This window comes from Aeromonas sp. 159 (assembly GCF_963862045.1).
GTDB lineage: Bacteria > Pseudomonadota > Gammaproteobacteria > Enterobacterales > Aeromonadaceae > Aeromonas > Aeromonas veronii.
In genome coordinates, this window is the sequence record NZ_CAWLMI010000011.1 from 11,991 (window position 1) to 29,237 (window position 17,247).

The window sequence follows — 17,247 nt, forward strand, 5'->3', positions numbered from 1 at the left end:
TCGGTCGGCTCTTTAGTTATCTTGTTAACCTAATCCATCGAAATACGCTTCGAGTGCCTCAAGTTGCGCGTCTGCGCAATCCAGGGCATTGAAGTGCTTACGGAATTCTCGGCCCGTCTCTTCTTCATCCAGATACCAGCCCACGTGTTTACGGGCTATGCGCGCTCCCAGATATGCACCATAAAACCGGTGCAGGTTGGTTACATGCTCGTTCATCAGGGTGCGAACCTCTTCCCTCTCGGGAGGCGGCAGCTTGGTGCCCGTCTCAAGAAAATGACGGATTTCCCGGAAAATCCAGGGTCGTCCTTGCGCAGCTCGGCCGATCATCACGGCGTCAACGCCGGTATAGTCGAGGACATACCGGGCTTTCTCCGGGCTGTTGATGTCACCATTGGCGACAACAGGAATCGATACGGCCTGCTTAATCGCCCTGATCGTGTCGTACTCCGCTTCGCCCTTGTAGAGGCAGGCACGGGTACGACCATGCACGGCAAGGGCCGCGATACCGCAATCTTCGGCGATTCGGGCGATCTCCACGCCATTGCGGTTATCCGGATCCCATCCTGTGCGGATCTTCAAGGTGACAGGCACCTCCACTGCATCCACCACGGCCCGGCAAATTGCTTTGACCTGATCGGGGGCGCGCAGCAGGGCAGAACCTGCCAACTTCTTATTCACTTTTTTTGCCGGACATCCCATGTTGATGTCGACGATCTGTGCGCCCTGCTCCACGTTGTAGCGGGCAGCAAACGCCATCATCTCGGGGTCGGCTCCGGCAATCTGGACCGATCGCAATCCGCCTTCTGCAGAGTGATCCATCCTCATCCGGGTTTTCTGGGTATCCCAGACATCCGGGTTGGCCAGCAGCATCTCGGAAACGGCCATGCCAGCCCCCAATCGCAAACAAAGTTCACGGAATGGTCGGTCAGTTACACCGGCCATGGGAGCCACAATCAAGGGAGTTTCAAGCGTGTGGGGACCTATCTGCATTCCACGGTTACCATCGGCTTAGGGCGGCGTATATTACGCATTTTTTAGGCAGGAGAAAAGGTTAGTATTTGAGCGTCAGCCATTTTTTTCTGAAAAAAACGTCGCGCCAAGGCTTGCAAATTCTGGAGTTATTGAAAAACGGCCAGATTGCCGGAGAGTGAGCGCTGTACCATTCGGGTCGGACGCCTGCATAATTGTCAGTCCACTTGCAGGCCCGCTTTGCGTTATGATAGCGGGCTTAAGTCGAGCAAATGCTCCAAACATTTATGCAACAAAAGCGGATTGGGGATCTATGACGTCAAGGTTCATTAAATCACTCTTGCCGTGTCTGCTGGGGGCCGTGCTGGGGTCGGCGCAGGCGCAGACCATCAGCTTCGGTGAAGCCTGGACCCGGGTCATCCAGCAGGATGAAGGGTTGGCTGCCGAGCAGGCCGGGGTCGATCGGGCCAAACAGCTGCGCGAGGCGGCCAAGGACATGTATCTGCCCAAGGTGGATCTGGGGGCCAGCTATACCCATCTTGATCAGCCGATTGAACTTGATGCCCTCGATCTCAATCCGTTGGCCAAGCAGAAAGATCTGATCCTGGCGCTCGGCAGCCTGTTCGGGGTCGGGGCCAACGCATTTGTCACCCCCCTGACCAAACAGAATGTAGTGACCAGCTCGGTCAAGATGCTCTGGCCGCTGTTTGCAGGTGGTCGCATCGATGCGGCGCAGGATATCCGCCAGGCGCAGGTGAGCGAGGCGCAGCAGCTGCTGGTGCTCAAGCAGCAATCCACCTTCGAGAGCCTCTCCCAGACCTATTTCGGCGTGGTGCTGGCTGCTCAGGTGGTGCAGACCAAACAGGAGATCGAAGAGGGGCTCGCCCACCATCTGGATCACGCCAAGAAGCTCGAAGCACAGGGGCAGATAGCCAGGGTGGAGCGCCTCTCCGCCCAGTCGGCCTATGACAGAGCGCGCATCGATACCCAGAAGGCGCGCCGCAGCCTCGAGATCGCCGAACTGGCCCTCGGCCGCATGCTGAAGTTGCCAAATGCCCAGCCGGGCAGCGGCCTGTTCGTCAACAAGGAGCTGCCGCGCCTTGAGGGGTTGGTGAGCCAGACCCTGGAGGTGCACCCCGGTCTCAAGCTGCTCACTGCCAAGAAGGAGCAGGCCAAGGGGCTGATCCGGGTCGAGCAGGGCAAATATGCCCCCGAGGTGTTCCTGTTCGGCAACTACAACCTCTATGAAGATGATTCACTCGCCTCCAAGACCGCGCCGGACTGGCTGGTGGGGGTGGGGGTCAGCATGCCGCTGGTGAGCCGTGATGGCCGCTCCGAGACGGTGCAGGCCGCCAAGAGCGCCGAGCTGCAGGTCAATCTGCTGCAGGCCAAGACTCGCGATGATCTGAAGCTGCTGGTGGAGAAGACCTGGCGCGAAGCGGCGCAGGGGCTGGAGGAGTATCAATCCCTCTCTTCTACCCAGGCGCTGGCCGAGGAGAACGTGCTGCTGCGGGACAAGGCATTCGGGCAGGGGCTTTCTACCTCCCTTGATGTGGTGGATGCCCAAAACCAGCTGGCGGGGGTCAAGACCCAGCGCGCGGCGGCGGCCTATCAATATGTGGTATCGCTGGCCCGCCTGCTGGCCCTCTCCGGCCAGATGAACAGTTTCAATCAATATCAACACGGTCAGGTGATCGAGGTGAACTCATGATCGCACTCCAGTCCGTTCCTTTTTCTATCTCTGTTTCGACCGCCAAGGGTCGCCTGTTTGTCGAGGTGAAGTGATGAGCCATCCCCCCATCAAAAAGAAGATGAGCCAGGGTAAACCGCTGTTGATGCCGCTGGTGCTGGTGATCCTGGTGGTCTGGCTGGGCTGGCGCTTCTGGCTCGCTTATCAGCCGGAGCCGGTGCATCTGCAAGGGCAGATTGAAGCGCAGCAATATTCGGTCTCCTCCAAGGTGCCGGGCCGCATCGACGAGGTGCTGGTTAAAAAGGGCGATCAGCTGACCAAGGATCAACTGGTCTTTACCCTGGCGAGCCCCGAGATTGAAGCCAAGCTGAGCCAGGCCAAGGCCGGTGAGGCCGCTGCGGGTGCGCTGGCGCAAGAGGCCGAGAAAGGGGCCCGAGCCCAGCAGATCGCCGCTGCCAAGGATCAGTGGCAAAAAGCCAAGGCTGCCGCCCAGCTGCGTGGCAAGACCTATGAGCGGGTTGCCAGTCTGCACCGCGACGGCGTGATGCCGCTGCAAAAACGCGACGAGGCCTGGACTGCCTGGCAAGCCGCCCGCTACAGCGAAGGGATGGCGTGGCAGCAGTACCAGATGGCGTTGGAAGGGGCGCGGGAAGAGACCAAGATCGCCGCTCGCGAGAAGGCCAAGATGGCGGCGGGTTCTGTTGCCGAGGTTGAAGCCTATCTGGCCGATACCCGCATCACCAGCCCCCACAATGGTGAAGTGAGTCAGGTGTTGCTGCGCAGCGGCGAGCTGGCACCACAAGGTTTCCCGGTGGTGACCCTGCTTGATATGAGCGATGCCTGGGCCCAGTTCCACGTTCGCGAGGATCTGCTGCCCCGCTTCCCGGTCGGTACCGAGTTCGATGCCCGCATCCCAGGCCTTGGCGACCAGACCGTACGCTTCAAGGTGACCCATGTGGCCGTGATGGGGGATTTTGCCACCTGGCGTGCCACCGATACCCGTCAGGGTTTCGATATGAAGAGCTTCCAGGTGGAGGCTCGCCCGCTGCAACCGGTTGAGGGGCTGCGGGTTGGCATGAGTGTGCTGGTTGAACTCTGATGGGACGTGAATTTCGGCTGCTGTGGCAGGATCCGTTCAGCCGTGCCCTGATGAGCTGGGTGCCGCTGCTGCTGATGGGGATCCTCTGCTGGATCTTCTCGGCAGGGCTGGCCCGCGACCTCAAGGTGGGGCTGGTGGATCTCGACCACAGCATGCTGTCGCGCCAGCTCGCCTTCTCGCTGGATGGTTCGGCCGGGCTCAAGGTGGCGCAACAGTTTGACTCCATCGATGCTGGCGCCCGAGCCCTGCGCGGTGGCGACATCTATGCGCTGGTGGTGCTCCCCAACCATCTGGAGCGGGATGCCCGTCAGGGTACCCAGCCGCAGGTGACGGTGTTCAACAACGGCCAGTTCATCCTGATCGCCAAGCTGGTCAACTCTGCGCTGGCGCAGGTGGTAGGCACTCTTAACGGTCAGGTGGGCGTGCTGGAGGCGATGGCTGACGGCAAGGCGCTGCCCGGTGCGATTGGACAGTCTGTGCCCATCAGCAGTCAGGTGACGGCGCTCTATAACCTCAACTCCAGCTACGCCCAGTTTCTGCTGAGTGCCATTCTGCCCGCGGTATGGCAGATCCTGGTGGTGCTGTTCGGCCTCAATGCGCTGGCCCGTACCGATCGGCTGGGGCTGGACTGGACCACTCGTGGTGTCTGGTTTGGCCTCTGGCGCACCCTGCTGCCCCACGTGCTGATTGGCTGGGGCTGGGGGATTGTCTGGACGCTGCTGCTGTTCAAGGGCTTCTCCTACCCCATGCACGGCAGATGGCTGGTGCTGGTGGTGGGTCTGGGGCTCGCCTCGGCAGCCTGCGTCACCATGGGGGCCTTTTTCTACGGCATCATCCGGGATCCGGCCCGTGCCCTGTCGTTAGCGGGGGCTTACACTGCGCCCGGTTTCGCCTTTATGGGGGTCACCTTTCCGGTGAGTGCCATGGGAGATTTCGCCCGCTTCTGGCGCAGCCTGTTGCCGGTCTCTCACTATGTGGAGCTGCAGATTGGTCAGAGCAACTACGGTCTGCCTCTCGCATCGGCGCTACCGCAACTGGGAGCGCTGCTGCTGTTCCTGCTCCCCCTGTTGCTGGTGGTACGCCGTTACAAGCAGCAGGCCGAGCTTGCCCGTCAATCAGCCGCAGTGGCAATCGCCGAAAAGGAGCCTGAGTGATGCTGGGATTTGTCGATCTGTTGCGCCTAGAGCTGCGCACCCTGCTGGCGGATCGCGCCATCATGCTCACCCTGTTTGGCGGGGTGATCTTCTACTCGTTTCTCTATCCCCAGCCCTATCTGCATCAGTTGCCGCGGGAAGAGGCGGTGGTGGTGGTCAACGAAGATGGCAGTCAGCTGTCGCGCCAGCTGGAGTTTATGGCCGATGCCACGCCGCAGGTGAAGCTGGTAGCGCGGGCCAATTCGCTGGATGAAGCGCGGCAGCTGATGATGGCCGGGAAGGCGAGCGGGATCCTGCATATCCCCAACCACTTCTATCGGGATCTGATGCTGGGCAAGAGCGTCACCCTGAGCTATGCCGGTGATGCCTCCTACTTTCTGGTCTACGGCACCATTGCCGAGGGGCTGGCGCAGGCCGGCGGCACACTCGCCGCGCAGGTGAAGGTGGCGCGGCTGTTGAGCCACGGCGAGGCGCTGCCACAAGCGGCGATGGGCTGGAATGCTGTGGCCCTCAACGTGGTGCCGGTGTTCAACCCCACTATGGGCTACGTCAACTACGTGGTGCCGGCGGTGTTCGTGCTGATCCTCCATCAGGTGTTGCTGATGGGGGCGGGGATCCTGGGGGCGACCCAGAACCAGCGCAGCTGTCGCGGCGAGCATGGTTACTGGCAAAGCGCGCCGGTGTTGCCGCTGCTGCTGGCCAGAACCCTGGTGCTGGCGGGGTTGTTCCTGCTGCCGGTGAGCTACTTCCTCGGCTTCTGCTTCGATCACTACAATATCGCTCGTCATGCAGATCCGGTGCAGCTTTGGCTGTTCGCCCTGCCATTCCTGCTGGCGACCTGCTGGTTTGGCGTGGTGCTCGGCGCGATATTTACCCGGCGGGATCTGCCCACTCAGGTAGTGCTCATATCCTCCCTGCCGCTGGTCTTTCTGGCGGGCTTTATCTGGCCGCTGGAGCTGATCCCGGCGCCTCTCAACTGGCTGGCTCAGTGGGTGCCCACTATCCCGGCCATCGAGGGTTTTCTGCGCCTCAACCAGATGGGAGCTGGCTTTGAACAGGTTTCCCGTTACTGGTGGCAGTTATGGGAACTGGCGCTGCTCTACGGCGTGCTGGCCTGCCTGCTGCTGCGCCAGCGGCAGCAGTCGTTGCCGGTTGCTCGCCCGTCAGTCGTGCAGGGTGAAACAACCGCCGGTTAAGCGGGATGGTGCAAGCGCCCGTGAGATGGCGTGTGCGGTAAAGCGAAAACGGTCAGCCCTTGGGCTGACCGTTTTGTTATGTGGTGGGGTTAAGCGGTTTTGCTGCTGCTTTAGCCGCGCTGGAGTTCGGGATCCCCGATGGCGTAGATCTGTCCCACCGCTGTCTCATCCGCCAGCAGACGCAGCCCTTGGGCGGCCACATCGGCACGGCGTACCAGTCCGTGTACCTCCTTGCCCTGACTCAGTTCGGCGCGGCCGGTGGTGTCGCCATCCTGAAGGCCCGCCGGGCGAAGAATGGTCCATGCGAGGGCGCTGGTCTGCAGCCAGCTCTCCGCCAGACTCTTGAGACGTACCTCGTGACCGAAGGCGGCGCGGGCCCGCTCCGGCAGATACTGCCAGCTGTCGCCACAGCCGAGGGAGGTGACCAGCAGCAGCCGTTTCAGGCCTGCCTGCTCCATGGCATCGATCACATGGCGGTTGCCCTGATAGTCCACCGGCGCGGCTTGACGGAAGCTGCCGAGGGTAGAGACGACTTGTGCATCTTGCCCCGCCAGAACACATGCCTGCTGCACCGCAGCCAGATCCAGCGCATCCCCTTCGATCACCTCGACTCCCAGCGCACTCAGTTCGGTGGCCATCTCGGGGTTGCGTACCAGCGCAACGACCCGGTGACCCTGGCTCAGGGCGTGGTGAGTAAAGGTGCGGCCCAGCCCGCGGCTGGCTCCGAAAATCAGTGTGGTTGGCATAGATGAGCTCCCTTGGCAAAAGGGGCTAGCCTAGTGGCTTGTTCGCCTGTTGTAAATGAGAGTTGTTTCTATTTGTGAGCTGGCAGGGAGGAGAGAGTGCGAGCCGCCAGCGACTCGCACTCTTTGGGAGGGATCAGCCGTTGTAGTTGCCGATGCTGGGGCGACGGCTGGGGCCACTCAGGTGGATATCCACCGGATTGAATGCCTTGATCGCCTCATAGCTGAAATCACCGATCGCCTGATGCAGGGTCTGGGGCGTGTGGTTGGTGATGATGATGACGCTCTTTGACAGGTTACGACGGCGGCGCAGCAGGTGGCCGAGGAAGCTGGACTGGCTCTCCGCCATTTTGGCGCGGTTGGCCGATACCTCATCAATGATCAGCAGATCCACCTCTTCCAGCGCGCGGCGGTACTGGTTGCGCTCGTCCTGATCGGGGATCACGTTGAAGAACAGCCGATCGACGATGGAGGCCCACTGCTGGAAGATCACCGATTTCTGGTGACGGGCGATCAGCTCATGCGCCACCGCTCCCGCCAGCGTTGACTTGCCGGTGCCGTAGTCGCCGTAGATCAGCATGCAGCCACCACCGCTCTTCTCCCAGTGCTCGAAGCCGCTGATAAAGTAACGGGCGGTTTCGATAGGGTATTGCAGCGCCGGATCTGTGGCATCCATTTTGTCGAACACCCAGTCGGGGTTGAGGTCGGCCTGGGCGATCAGTTTCTGGATCCGTTCCTGGCGGGCTGCCTTCTGCAGCTCGCGCACCTCGGCGTTGGCCTTGGCGTCGTACTCCTTGCGCAGGGTCTCGTAGTCATACTGACCGCCGCCGGTCTCTTGTTGCAGGCGACGAATGCGCTCCAGCAGGCCACCCACATGGCGGCTCAATTCCGGGTCGTGAATGCGGTGATCCTGCTTGGCCTTGGCGATCTTCTGGCGCTTGGCTTCGATCTCTTCCAGCTCCTGGCGCAGGGGATCTTGCGGGTCAGTCATGGAATGCTCCTTCTGCTCGATCAGGGATGGGTAGACAAGGGGTTGATTCTGCCTGCAGGCGGGGGCCGCTATCAATCATTATCCGGCTCCTGCTGCGCTGCGGGTTCTTGCGTCTGCTGTTGGGCCAGTCGCTTGGCCTCTTCAATCATCTGTTGGGCCCGTTTGCTGGGGCCCGACTCTGCCGGGGCCGGCGTCACCTGCTGGTAGCCCTGCACCTCCATCGGTTTGCGACGGGTATAGCGGCGGGTCTTGAGGGCGCGAATGAACTTGAGCATCCATTGATGCTGGGAGTCGAACACCTCGGGGCGCCCCAGCCAGTAGGCGATAAACTCCCCCAGATCTTCTTCGCTATAGCTGGCATCGATCACCCCGCACAGACGGGCGAGGGCGGGCAGCTCTTCGTCCGGTCGCCATTGCAGATGCATCTGGAAGGGGCGTTCCGGCAGCGGGCTGCGCAATTTCTGGGTCAGCAGTGGCAACTGGAACGGGCACTGATGGTAGTGCTCACTCTCGGGCTGAGCCTCGACTTGCAGCAGGCCCGCCTCCATCAGTTCATCGAAAAGCTCGGTGAGTTGGCGGGCATTGACCTGAAACGAGAAGGCGCTGGGATCGCCCGGGTCGACCACCGCCAGCGCCCGGCCGAGTTCGGGGTAGTTGAGCCTGGCCAGCTGATTTTCCAGCACCAGTCGGCGCAGCTGCAGGGTATAGAGGCTGCGGGCCGGGTGGGACAATCTGGGGTGGGAGAGGGCACTGTATTCGGCTGGAGTCATGGTCTTCTTTATGCGCTTGTGTGGCGGCCATTATCCCCTATGGCAGGGGCTTGCACAATTCGCATGGAGGTAGCGACATTGTGGGGAGAGGTTGTGCTGCTATGTGGTTGTTAATAGAGCAATCTGTCGCTCAGAACCTGACCAGGGTCTATTTTTGACGCATCGTTTCCGCGGATACCTCACTTTTGAACTAGTCTTAATACCTAAATAACCAATTGACTAATAAGAGCTTTATCAAGATGTTAAGAGCCGGGCTACGGATCCTGGTGGTGGAGGACGAAGCCGTTTTTCGCCACTCGCTAGTGAGTTACCTCGCACGGGACGGGGCAACGGTCTTTCAGGCCGAAGATGGTATTGAGGGGCTATCGGCGGCGGCCCTCTACCATCCTGATGTGGTGCTCTGCGATCTCAATATGCCCAATATGGATGGCCACGAGGTGATCGCCTGCCTCTCTGCGCGCTATCCCCATATTCCGGTTATCGTTATTTCGGCCCAGAGCACTATGGAGGCGGTTGCCAGCGCCTTGCGTGCCGGTGCGCGGGACTATCTGCTCAAACCCCTTGAGGATTACGCGCTGGTAGAGCGCAGCATCGAACAGTGTCTCAACGGCAGCGGCAACCGGGCGCAGCAGTTGGAACTGATGGGTCACATCGACTATTTCAGTGCCCACGATAAGGCGGCCAGCCGCCTGCTGGCGGGGCTCAAGCCGCCGGGCTTGCAGGAGTGGGGCCCCTGGCAGGTGACGTTCAAGGGGCTGGGGCAGTTGTTTATTCCAGATACCTTCAAGGTGGAAGACAAGCTGCTGGTGCTGGTGATGGAACTGCCGATCATGGGGACGGATGCGGCATTTTGTGGGGCACTGGTGCGATCCTTGATGAACGTCCCCTACCGCCAGTTTCAGCAGAACGAGAGCCGGTTGCTGAGCCAGCCGCACCGGTTGCTCGACTACCTCAACCATCAGTTGATGGCGTCCGGGCTTCGCCACTCTTTTGCCATGGCGGCGCTGCTGTTTGATCAGCATGATGGGCTGGTGTTTGCCAACGCAGGGCTCACTTCTCCCCATTGGCTGATGCGCTCAGGCGGCTTACCCCTTGGCCTGATGCGCAGTAGCCACTACGCCCTGCACAAACGTAGCTGGCATGAACCGTTCGCCCTGCAGTTTCGCAGCGACAGCGGCGGCTCGCTGGATGTGCAGGTTCGTCATCACTGATGCCGCCTGATAAACAGGCCAAAACAAACAGGGCGCCGATGGGCGCCCTGTTTGTTGTTTACAATCCTGACCGTTTAGACGGTGGCGGAGTGCAGTTTCTTCTCTTGAACTTGCGGCTCTTTGGCCGGGCCTTCGGCACCGTGCATCCAGTAGACCAGGCGGTTGGCCATGGTCAGCAGGATCAGGGCGCTCAGTATCGCAGCCAGGGCGATGCCACCGAAGATGGCGATCGGGCCGGCTTCACCCACGAAGGAGCCGATAAAGCCCGCAGCGTAGTTGGCCAGGGCAACGAAGCCAAACCAGGCACCCATCATCAGGGAAGCCAGACGCAGCGGAGCCAGTTTGGTCACCATGGAGAGGCCGATCGGGGAGAGGCAGAGCTCGCCCAGGGTGTGGAACAGGTAAGCACCTACCAGCCAGAACATGGAGGTCTTGACGGTGTTGTCACCACCCTGCTGCAGCACGGCACCGACCATGAACAGGAAGCCGATAGCCAAGAACAGCAGACCCATGGCGAATTTCACCGGAGAGTTCGGTTCTTTCTTGCCGAGCTTGATCCAGATGGCCGCAACGACCGGTGCCAGGGTGATAATGAAGAAGGGGTTCAGGGACTGGAACCAGGCGGTCGGTACTTCGAAGCTGCCGATCATGCGGTCGGTATACTCCTGGGTGTAGAGGTTCATCAGACCACCGGCCTGCTCGAAACCGGCCCAGAAGATGATGGTGAACAGACCCAGTACCAGAATAACCTTGATGCGATCCACTTCCTGCTTGGTCAGCGGTGCTTTCTGCTCGGTAGTACGCAGGGCGGCTGCGCGCTGGGCGGCAGTGACGCGACCGATGTCACCAAGGAAACGCTGGGCCATGGTGGCCTGGATCACCAGAGAGAGCAGCATACCGATACCGGCGCCGACGAAGGCAGCTTGCCAGCCGTAGGCCGTAGCGGCAGCACCACAGATCACGCCTGCCAGCAGGGAACCCAGGTTGATACCCATGTAGAAGATGGTGAAAGCACCATCACGGCGGTGATCGCCCTCTTCATAGAGGTCACCCACCATGGTGGAGATGTTCGGTTTGAACAGGCCGTTACCCACGATCAGCAGCGCGAGGCCCGCGTAGAACATGGTGTTGACCATATCCGGGAACATGGCGTGTGGCAGTGCCAGAGTGAACTGACCTGCGGCCATCAGCACGGCACCGATCAGGATGGCGCGACGTTGACCCAGGAAGGTGTCAGCCAGCCAGCCGCCGATCAGCGGAGTGATATAAACCAGACCGGTATAGATACCGTAGAGTTTGAGGGCATCTGCCTGACTCCAGCCCAGACCGCCGTTGGCAGTCAGGTCGGTCAGATAGAGCACCAGTACGGCACGCATGCCGTAATAGGAGAATCTCTCCCACAGTTCGGTACTAAAGAGCAAAAAAAGCCCTTTAGGGTGACCTAAAAAGGTCCCTTTTGACGGGTTATTCATTGGAACTTCCACCTGTGTCTTATATTTTTTTGAGTTTTTTATGCAAGGGCGAGAAACACGCCTCAATCCTTATAGAGCATGTGTGAATAAATTACAACATTATGATTTGCTGAGAGTTTATTTACTCTTGATTGATTTTTTGTTGCAAAAATGAAAAAGGAGCATCATTTGATGCCCCTTAAATACGTCTATAAAAAACAGATTTATCAGCGATTACAACTGCTTGACGAACTGCTTCAGCCAGCCGATGAATTCACCATTCAGCTCGTGATGGCGCACACCATATTCCACATTGGCTTTCATATAACCGAGCTTGCTACCGCAATCGTGGCTCTTGCCCTTCATGAAGTAGGCGTTGACCTGCTCCTGCTCCATCAGCATGGCGATGGCGTCAGTTAGCTGGATCTCGTCACCGGCGCCGGCAGGGGTTTTTTCCAGCAGCGGCCAGATATTGGAGGAGAGGACGTAACGACCCACCACCGCCAGATTGGAGGGGGCTTCATCACGGGGCGGCTTCTCGACAATGGCCTGCATCGGCAGGGACATCCCCTCGCTCAGGGCCTCGCCCTTGATGTCGGCGATGCCGTACTTGTCCACTTCGCTCTCGGGAACCGCTTCCACCATGATCTGGCTGATCTGGTTCTCTTCGAACATGTGCACCATTTCGGCCAGGTTGTCTTTTTTCGGGTCGCTGGCCACTTCATCAATCAGTACATCAGGCAGCAGCACGGCAAACGGGTTGTCACCGATCAGCGGACGGGCACACAGCACAGCGTGGCCCAGACCTTTGGCCTCGCCCTGGCGGACGTGCATGATAGTGACGTCTTTCGGGCAGATCTGTTGCACCTCTTCCAGCAGCTGACGCTTGACTCGCTTTTCGAGGGTCGCTTCCAGTTCGAAACTCTTGTCGAAGTGGTTTTCGATGGAGTTTTTACTGGAGTGGGTGACCAGCACGATCTCTTTGATACCGGCGGCGATGGCTTCGCGCACTACGTACTGGATCAGCGGTTTGTCGACCACCGGCAACATCTCTTTCGGGATGGCCTTGGTGGCTGGCAGCATACGGGTACCCAGACCGGCTACCGGGAGCACGGCCTTGCGAACTGTCAGAGGAGTCTTTTTCATGGAAAACTATCCAGCGGGATTAAAGTGCGGCCATGATACTCCAAGAAAAATGGGGCAGCCACAGGCTACCCCATTCGTATATGCAGAGCTCGGACGTTATTTGACGATGATCATGTCACGGTTGGCTTCCAGCGTGGCCGGGCCAATGCCATTGACATCTGCCAGCTGATCGACCGAGGTGAACTTTCCCTGTTTTTCCCGATAGTCGACGATAGCTTGTGCCTTCTTGTCGCCAATCCCTTTCAGGCTGGTGAGTTCGGCAAGGGTGGCCGTATTGATGTTCAGCTTACCGGTCTCCTTGGCGACCTCGGTCGTGGTTGTTTGCTTGGGTGCTGCCTTATCTGCGGCCAGCACGGGTTGGCTGAACAGGGGCAAGCAGGCCAGCAGCATGATTGCAGAGAGCTTCTTCATCAGCATTTCCATTCCTCCATGATGTGGATATTGCCGAGTGGCACATTGATGAATAGCGTATCGAACGGGTCTTTTTCACTGCTATTTCTAACAGGTCAAATCCTCATGCCGATGGCGAAATATTTGCTATAAGCGCTTCACTATGAATGCCCTCATATATCCAACCGTATGATCTTGAATCTATTTTAGATACATCTTTAAGGTGGCGGGCACGCTTTCCCACAGCGCTACGCTCGAGACATTTCTGGCACATCACATGGCATTATTCTGCATAACACTGCACTGATGGCATGTTTCACTGGTCTTCAAAAGAGAACCAATAAAAAAGGCTGCTCACCTGGGGTGAGCAGCCTTTGTGATCGGTTTTTTCAGACAGGCACTGATTAGGCTTGTTCGTCAGCCTGGGCAGCCTGGATACCGGTCAGGGCGATGGTGTAGACGATGTCATCAACCAGGGCGCCACGGGAGAGGTCGTTGACCGGCTTGCGCATGCCTTGCAGCATCGGGCCGATGGAGACCAGGTCAGCGGAACGCTGCACCGCTTTGTAAGTAGTGTTACCTGTGTTCAGGTCCGGGAAAACGAACACGGTGGCTTTACCTGCAACCGGTGAGTTCGGTGCCTTGGACTTGGCCACGTTCTCCATGATGGCCGCATCGTACTGCAGCGGGCCGTCGATGATGAGGTCGGGGCGCTTGGCCTTGGCCAGCTCGGTCGCTTCACGCACTTTCTCTACATCGGCACCGGCGCCAGAGGTACCGGTGGAGTAGGAGATCATGGCGACGCGCGGCTCGATGCCGAACGCGGCAGCAGAGTCGGCGGACTGGATGGCGATCTCGGCCAGCTGCTCGGCAGTGGGATCCGGGTTGATCGCGCAGTCACCGTAGACCAGCACCTGATCAGGCAGCAGCATGAAGAAGATGGAGGAGATCAGGGAAGAGCCCGGAGCGGTCTTGATGATCTGCATCGGCGGACGGATGGTGTTGGCAGTGGTGTGCACCGCGCCGGATACCAGACCGTCAACTTCATTGCGCTCCAGCATCATGGTACCCAGTACCACGTTGTCTTCCAGCTGTTCGCGGGCAACCACTTCGGTCATGCCCTTGTTCTTGCGCAGCTCGACCAGACGCGGCACATAGCGCTCGCGCACAACGGCTGGATCGATGATTTCGACGCGATCGGTCAGAACAACACCCTGCTGCTCGGCAACGCGACGGATCTCTTCCGGATTACCCAGCAGCACCGGACGGGCAATGCCACGCTCGGCACAGATGGCGGCTGCCTTGATGGTGCGCGGCTCGTCGCCTTCCGGCAGCACGACACGCTTGTTGGCCTGACGGGCCAGCTCGGTCAGCTGATAACGGAATGCCGGCGGGCTCAGACGACGGGAACGGGAAGAGCTGACGGTCAGCGACTCGATCCAGTGCTTGTCGATGTGGCCAGCGACGTAGTCCTGTACCAGCTCGATACGCTCGCGGTCATCTTCCGGAATATCGACGTTGAAGTTCTGCAGGCTGACGGCGGTCTGCCAGGTGTTGGTACCGGTCATCATGATCGGCAGGCCGGTGGCCATGGCCTGTTGGCACAGCGCCATGACCTGCGGCTCCGGATGATAGTTACCGGTCAGCAGCAGGGCGCCTAGCTTGACGCCGTTCATGGCGGAGAGGCAAGCGGAGACGATGACGTCAGAGCGGTCGCCGGAGGTGACCAGCAGGCTGCCCGGACGGAAGTGCTCAACCATGTTATGGATGGAGCGGGCGCAGAAGGTCACGGTCTGCAGGCGGCGGCTGTCCAGCTCACCCTTGTGCAGGATCTTGGCGGCCAGATGCTTGGCAAGATCCTTGGCGCGCGGGGCGATCAGCTGGGTGTTCCAGGGGATGCAACCCAGAATGCGCAGCGGGCTCTTGCCGAACACTTGCAGCACTTCCAGGTTGTGGGCCGCGTCAGAAGCGTGGTGATGGGCTTCGAACATCTCGGTCAGGTCAGGGCGGGTTACGCCATGCTCGTCAACCGGCGCGCCCACCTTGTTGATCACGCAGCCAACGATGCGGGGGTTGTTGACACCACCGAAGTTGGAGCAGGCCAGCTCGATGCGCTCTTTCAGTTTCTGGCTGGAGTCATGGCCCGGATGGGTCACGAATACCATGTCAGCGTCCAGCGCCTTGGCCACGTCGTAGTTCAGCTTGTTGGCAAAGGGCTGCTTGTCGGTCGGCACCATACCTTCGACAACCAGCACTTCGGCACCACTGGATTTCACGTGCTCTTCGAAGCGGGCAACGATCTCTTCTAGCAGGATATCGGTGTTGCTGGAGCTGATCATGTTCTCGGCGTAGGAGAGGGTGAAGGGCTCGGGCGGGTTGATGTTGGCAGCTGCGCGGATAACGGCGGTTGAGCGCTCGGCACCGGTTTCACCCGGACGCGGCTGGGCAACCGGTTTGAAGAAGCTGACATTGACACCGTGGCGTTCCATGGCGCGAACAACGCCCAGACTCACGGAAGTTACGCCGACACCAGTGCCGACCGGGATAAGCATAATAGTGCGTGCCACTTTATACCCCTTGTTCATTTTTTGGGATCAGGAAAAGGCCGCCCTGTGGGCGGCCTCGAGTTACTGCGTCAATTAAGCGCCGACCAGTTCCAGCGCGTCGTGGGCGATAACCCACTCTTCGTTGGTCGGGATAACCAGGGCCTTGGTAGAGCCAGCCTTGGTGATCTCGCCACCCTTGCCGAAACGAGCCTTCAGGTTGGCGTCGTGATCAACGTCAAAGCCCAGCAGGCCCAGCTTGTTCAGGGTGATTTCACGGATCGGGGCGGAGTTTTCACCGATACCACCGGTGAAAACAACGGCGTCCAGACGACCGTCCATGGCGGCAGCGTAGGCGCCGATGTACTTGGCCAGGCGATAGCAGTAAACGTCCATAGCACGCTTGGCTTCTTCTTTGCTGTCGTAGTTGTCTTCAACGAAACGGCAGTCGGAGGTCACTTCAGTCAGACCCTGCAGGCCGGACTCTTTGGTCAGCATGGTGTTGATATCGGCCACGCTCATGCCCAGCTTGTCGTGCAGGAAGAAGATGATGGCCGGGTCCAGATCGCCGGAGCGGGTACCCATCACCAGACCTTCCAGCGGGGTCAGACCCATGGAGGTATCAACAGATTTGCCGTTCTTGATGGCGCAGACGGAACCGCCGTTGCCCAAGTGGCAGTTGATGATGTTCAGCTCTTCAACCGGCTTGTTCAGCTGCTTGGCAGCTTCCAGGCTGATGTAGTAGTGGCTGGTGCCGTGAGCGCCATAGCGACGGATGCCGTTCTCTTTGTAGAGCTTGTACGGCAGGGCGTACAGGAAGGCTTCTTCCGGCATGGTCTGGTGGAACGCGGTATCGAATACGGCCACGTTCTTGTCAGCCAGTGCCGGGAATACGCGGCGAGCTTCACGGATACCGATCAGGTGAGCCGGGTTGTGCAGCGGAGCGTACGGAACAGCAGCTTCGATGCCGGCGATCACGTCTTCGCAGATGACAACGGAAGAGGTGAAGCGCTCGCCACCGTGAACAACACGGTGACCGATGGCGATCAGGTTCTTGGACAGTTCCGGATTGAGCGGCAGGATCTTGTTGACGATGAAGTCCAGCGCTTCCTGGTGAGCGGCACCCGCGCCCAGATCGGCACTGCCTTTCTCGCCATTCAGTTTCCACTTGATGCGGGCGTCGTCGAGGTTGAAGCACTCGGCCAGGCCGGACAGCAGGTCATCACCGGTGGTTGCGTCAATGACGGCAAACTTCAGGGAAGAGCTGCCACAGTTAAGAACAAGAACCAGCTTACTCATGAATAAATCCTATCGCAGATTGGGTTGTGTAGGCGGATGCGTTGGACGCGGTGCGGCCAAAAACTTTCAACTTATCCTTATGAGGGTTGGCAATCTGTTGCTTGCCCCTTGTATAGTGATACAAGACCCGAAATCCAGACGTCCCTGACAGGTCAATAGCAAGAAGCTTTTGACGCAAAAATGGGCGTACAAAGGATAACCCGATTGTTGAAAAATAACAAAGTCATCCTCAACCTTTGTTACTTTGCATCAAATTTTGTCGAGGTTTTGCCGTTAGTACGTTCAAAAAGCGCTCGGAGGTAGTATGAGCATGAACATTTTTGGAACTAAGTTACAGCAAGGGCGCCATTATATGACGCTTTGGCCGCGCCGTCCCGAGCTCAATTCGATGTTTCCTGAAAATCGGGTGATCAAGGCGACCGAGTTCGCCCTCAAGGTGATCCCCGCGTTGGCAGTGCTGAGCGTGATGCTGCAGTTCCAGTTTGGGGAGCTGCACTACTGGCCCTCCGTCATCACTTCCGTGCTGTTTCTGCTCAGTTTGCCGCTGCAGGGTTACTACTGGCTCGGTCAGCGGGCCGACACCCGGTTGCCCCCG

The 17,247-nt window shown here is 59.2% G+C and carries 15 protein-coding genes; 6 read left to right on the forward strand and 9 right to left on the reverse strand.

What is annotated here, in order from left to right:
- Window positions 1-24 precede the first annotated feature (24 nt).
- Window positions 25-990, reverse strand: coding sequence for a tRNA dihydrouridine synthase DusB (dusB, locus tag AACR14_RS02520; RefSeq protein WP_019445016.1), 966 nt, complete (start codon window positions 988-990; stop codon window positions 25-27).
- Between the two features lie 292 nt (window positions 991-1,282).
- On the opposite strand from dusB, the gene AACR14_RS02525 reads away from it, so the two are divergent.
- From AACR14_RS02525 to AACR14_RS02540, 4 genes are all read left to right on the forward strand, one after another.
- Complete coding sequence (locus AACR14_RS02525) at window positions 1,283-2,680, forward strand: TolC family protein (protein WP_019445017.1); 1,398 nt, start codon at window positions 1,283-1,285, stop codon at window positions 2,678-2,680.
- Between the two features lie 73 nt (window positions 2,681-2,753).
- Window positions 2,754-3,758 carry an HlyD family secretion protein gene (locus AACR14_RS02530; RefSeq protein WP_019445018.1) on the forward strand — a complete coding sequence of 335 codons (1,005 nt, stop codon included), beginning with the start codon at window positions 2,754-2,756 and terminating at the stop codon, window positions 3,756-3,758.
- Window positions 3,758-4,912, forward strand: coding sequence for an ABC transporter permease (locus AACR14_RS02535; RefSeq protein WP_019445019.1), 1,155 nt, complete (start codon window positions 3,758-3,760; stop codon window positions 4,910-4,912). The genes AACR14_RS02530 and AACR14_RS02535 overlap by 1 nt, the downstream gene beginning before the upstream one ends.
- The gene (locus AACR14_RS02540; protein WP_019445020.1) at window positions 4,912-6,108 is read left to right on the forward strand and encodes an ABC transporter permease; all 1,197 of its coding nucleotides are present in this window, start codon (window positions 4,912-4,914) and stop codon (window positions 6,106-6,108) included. Before AACR14_RS02535 ends, AACR14_RS02540 begins: the two co-directional genes overlap by 1 nt.
- A 110-nt stretch (window positions 6,109-6,218) precedes the next feature.
- Here AACR14_RS02540 and AACR14_RS02545 read toward each other — a convergent pair whose 3' ends face one another.
- From AACR14_RS02545 to AACR14_RS02555, 3 genes are all read right to left on the reverse strand, one after another.
- A complete protein-coding gene (locus AACR14_RS02545) occupies window positions 6,219-6,854 on the reverse strand; it encodes an NAD(P)-dependent oxidoreductase (RefSeq protein ID WP_019445021.1) in 636 nt (211 codons plus the stop codon).
- 133 nt (window positions 6,855-6,987) lie between these two features.
- Window positions 6,988-7,842, reverse strand: coding sequence for a DnaA ATPase domain-containing protein (locus AACR14_RS02550; protein ID WP_019445022.1), 855 nt, complete (start codon window positions 7,840-7,842; stop codon window positions 6,988-6,990).
- 71 nt (window positions 7,843-7,913) lie between these two features.
- The gene (locus tag AACR14_RS02555) at window positions 7,914-8,612 is read right to left on the reverse strand and encodes a DnaT-like ssDNA-binding domain-containing protein (protein WP_019445023.1); all 699 of its coding nucleotides are present in this window, start codon (window positions 8,610-8,612) and stop codon (window positions 7,914-7,916) included.
- A 239-nt stretch (window positions 8,613-8,851) separates the two neighbouring features.
- Here AACR14_RS02555 and AACR14_RS02560 point away from each other — a divergent pair, with 239 nt between their 5' ends.
- Window positions 8,852-9,823, forward strand: a complete 972-nt coding sequence (locus tag AACR14_RS02560; protein ID WP_026034889.1) for a response regulator — start codon at window positions 8,852-8,854, stop codon at window positions 9,821-9,823.
- A gap of 74 nt (window positions 9,824-9,897) precedes the next feature.
- On the opposite strand, the gene AACR14_RS02565 is transcribed toward AACR14_RS02560, so the two are convergent.
- The 5 genes from AACR14_RS02565 to AACR14_RS02585 all read right to left on the reverse strand — a co-directional run bounded on the left by AACR14_RS02565 (window position 9,898) and on the right by AACR14_RS02585 (window position 16,652).
- Window positions 9,898-11,295, reverse strand: coding sequence for a peptide MFS transporter (locus tag AACR14_RS02565; protein WP_019445025.1), 1,398 nt, complete (start codon window positions 11,293-11,295; stop codon window positions 9,898-9,900).
- Between the two features lie 213 nt (window positions 11,296-11,508).
- Complete coding sequence (gene galU / locus AACR14_RS02570) at window positions 11,509-12,420, reverse strand: UTP--glucose-1-phosphate uridylyltransferase GalU (RefSeq protein ID WP_005339121.1); 912 nt, start codon at window positions 12,418-12,420, stop codon at window positions 11,509-11,511.
- 96 nt (window positions 12,421-12,516) lie between these two features.
- Window positions 12,517-12,837, reverse strand: a complete 321-nt coding sequence (locus AACR14_RS02575; protein ID WP_019445026.1) for a ComEA family DNA-binding protein — start codon at window positions 12,835-12,837, stop codon at window positions 12,517-12,519.
- 377 nt (window positions 12,838-13,214) lie between these two features.
- Window positions 13,215-15,395 (reverse strand): phosphate acetyltransferase, encoded by a 2,181-nt coding sequence (gene pta, locus AACR14_RS02580; RefSeq protein WP_019445027.1) that lies wholly within the window; start codon window positions 15,393-15,395, stop codon window positions 13,215-13,217.
- A gap of 54 nt (window positions 15,396-15,449) precedes the next feature.
- The gene (locus tag AACR14_RS02585) at window positions 15,450-16,652 is read right to left on the reverse strand and encodes an acetate kinase (protein ID WP_005349210.1); all 1,203 of its coding nucleotides are present in this window, start codon (window positions 16,650-16,652) and stop codon (window positions 15,450-15,452) included.
- Between the two features lie 304 nt (window positions 16,653-16,956).
- Between AACR14_RS02585 and yfbV the strand changes: the two genes are divergently transcribed.
- A partial coding sequence (gene yfbV, locus AACR14_RS02590; protein WP_041201800.1) for a terminus macrodomain insulation protein YfbV occupies window positions 16,957-17,247 on the forward strand: 291 nt, incomplete at its 3' end.

Coding starts and splice junctions, on each gene's coding strand:
- dusB (WP_019445016.1), bottom strand. CDS start 990: ATGCAGATAGGTCCCCACACGCTTGAAACTCCCTTGATTGTGGCTCCC.
- AACR14_RS02525 (WP_019445017.1), top strand. CDS start 1,283: ATGACGTCAAGGTTCATTAAATCACTCTTGCCGTGTCTGCTGGGGGCC.
- AACR14_RS02530 (WP_019445018.1), top strand. CDS start 2,754: ATGAGCCATCCCCCCATCAAAAAGAAGATGAGCCAGGGTAAACCGCTG.
- AACR14_RS02535 (WP_019445019.1), top strand. CDS start 3,758: ATGGGACGTGAATTTCGGCTGCTGTGGCAGGATCCGTTCAGCCGTGCC.
- AACR14_RS02540 (WP_019445020.1), top strand. CDS start 4,912: ATGCTGGGATTTGTCGATCTGTTGCGCCTAGAGCTGCGCACCCTGCTG.
- AACR14_RS02545 (WP_019445021.1), bottom strand. CDS start 6,854: ATGCCAACCACACTGATTTTCGGAGCCAGCCGCGGGCTGGGCCGCACC.
- AACR14_RS02550 (WP_019445022.1), bottom strand. CDS start 7,842: ATGACTGACCCGCAAGATCCCCTGCGCCAGGAGCTGGAAGAGATCGAA.
- AACR14_RS02555 (WP_019445023.1), bottom strand. CDS start 8,612: ATGACTCCAGCCGAATACAGTGCCCTCTCCCACCCCAGATTGTCCCAC.
- AACR14_RS02560 (WP_026034889.1), top strand. CDS start 8,852: ATGTTAAGAGCCGGGCTACGGATCCTGGTGGTGGAGGACGAAGCCGTT.
- AACR14_RS02565 (WP_019445025.1), bottom strand. CDS start 11,295: ATGAATAACCCGTCAAAAGGGACCTTTTTAGGTCACCCTAAAGGGCTT.
- galU (WP_005339121.1), bottom strand. CDS start 12,420: ATGAAAAAGACTCCTCTGACAGTTCGCAAGGCCGTGCTCCCGGTAGCC.
- AACR14_RS02575 (WP_019445026.1), bottom strand. CDS start 12,837: ATGCTGATGAAGAAGCTCTCTGCAATCATGCTGCTGGCCTGCTTGCCC.
- pta (WP_019445027.1), bottom strand. CDS start 15,395: ATGAACAAGGGGTATAAAGTGGCACGCACTATTATGCTTATCCCGGTC.
- AACR14_RS02585 (WP_005349210.1), bottom strand. CDS start 16,652: ATGAGTAAGCTGGTTCTTGTTCTTAACTGTGGCAGCTCTTCCCTGAAG.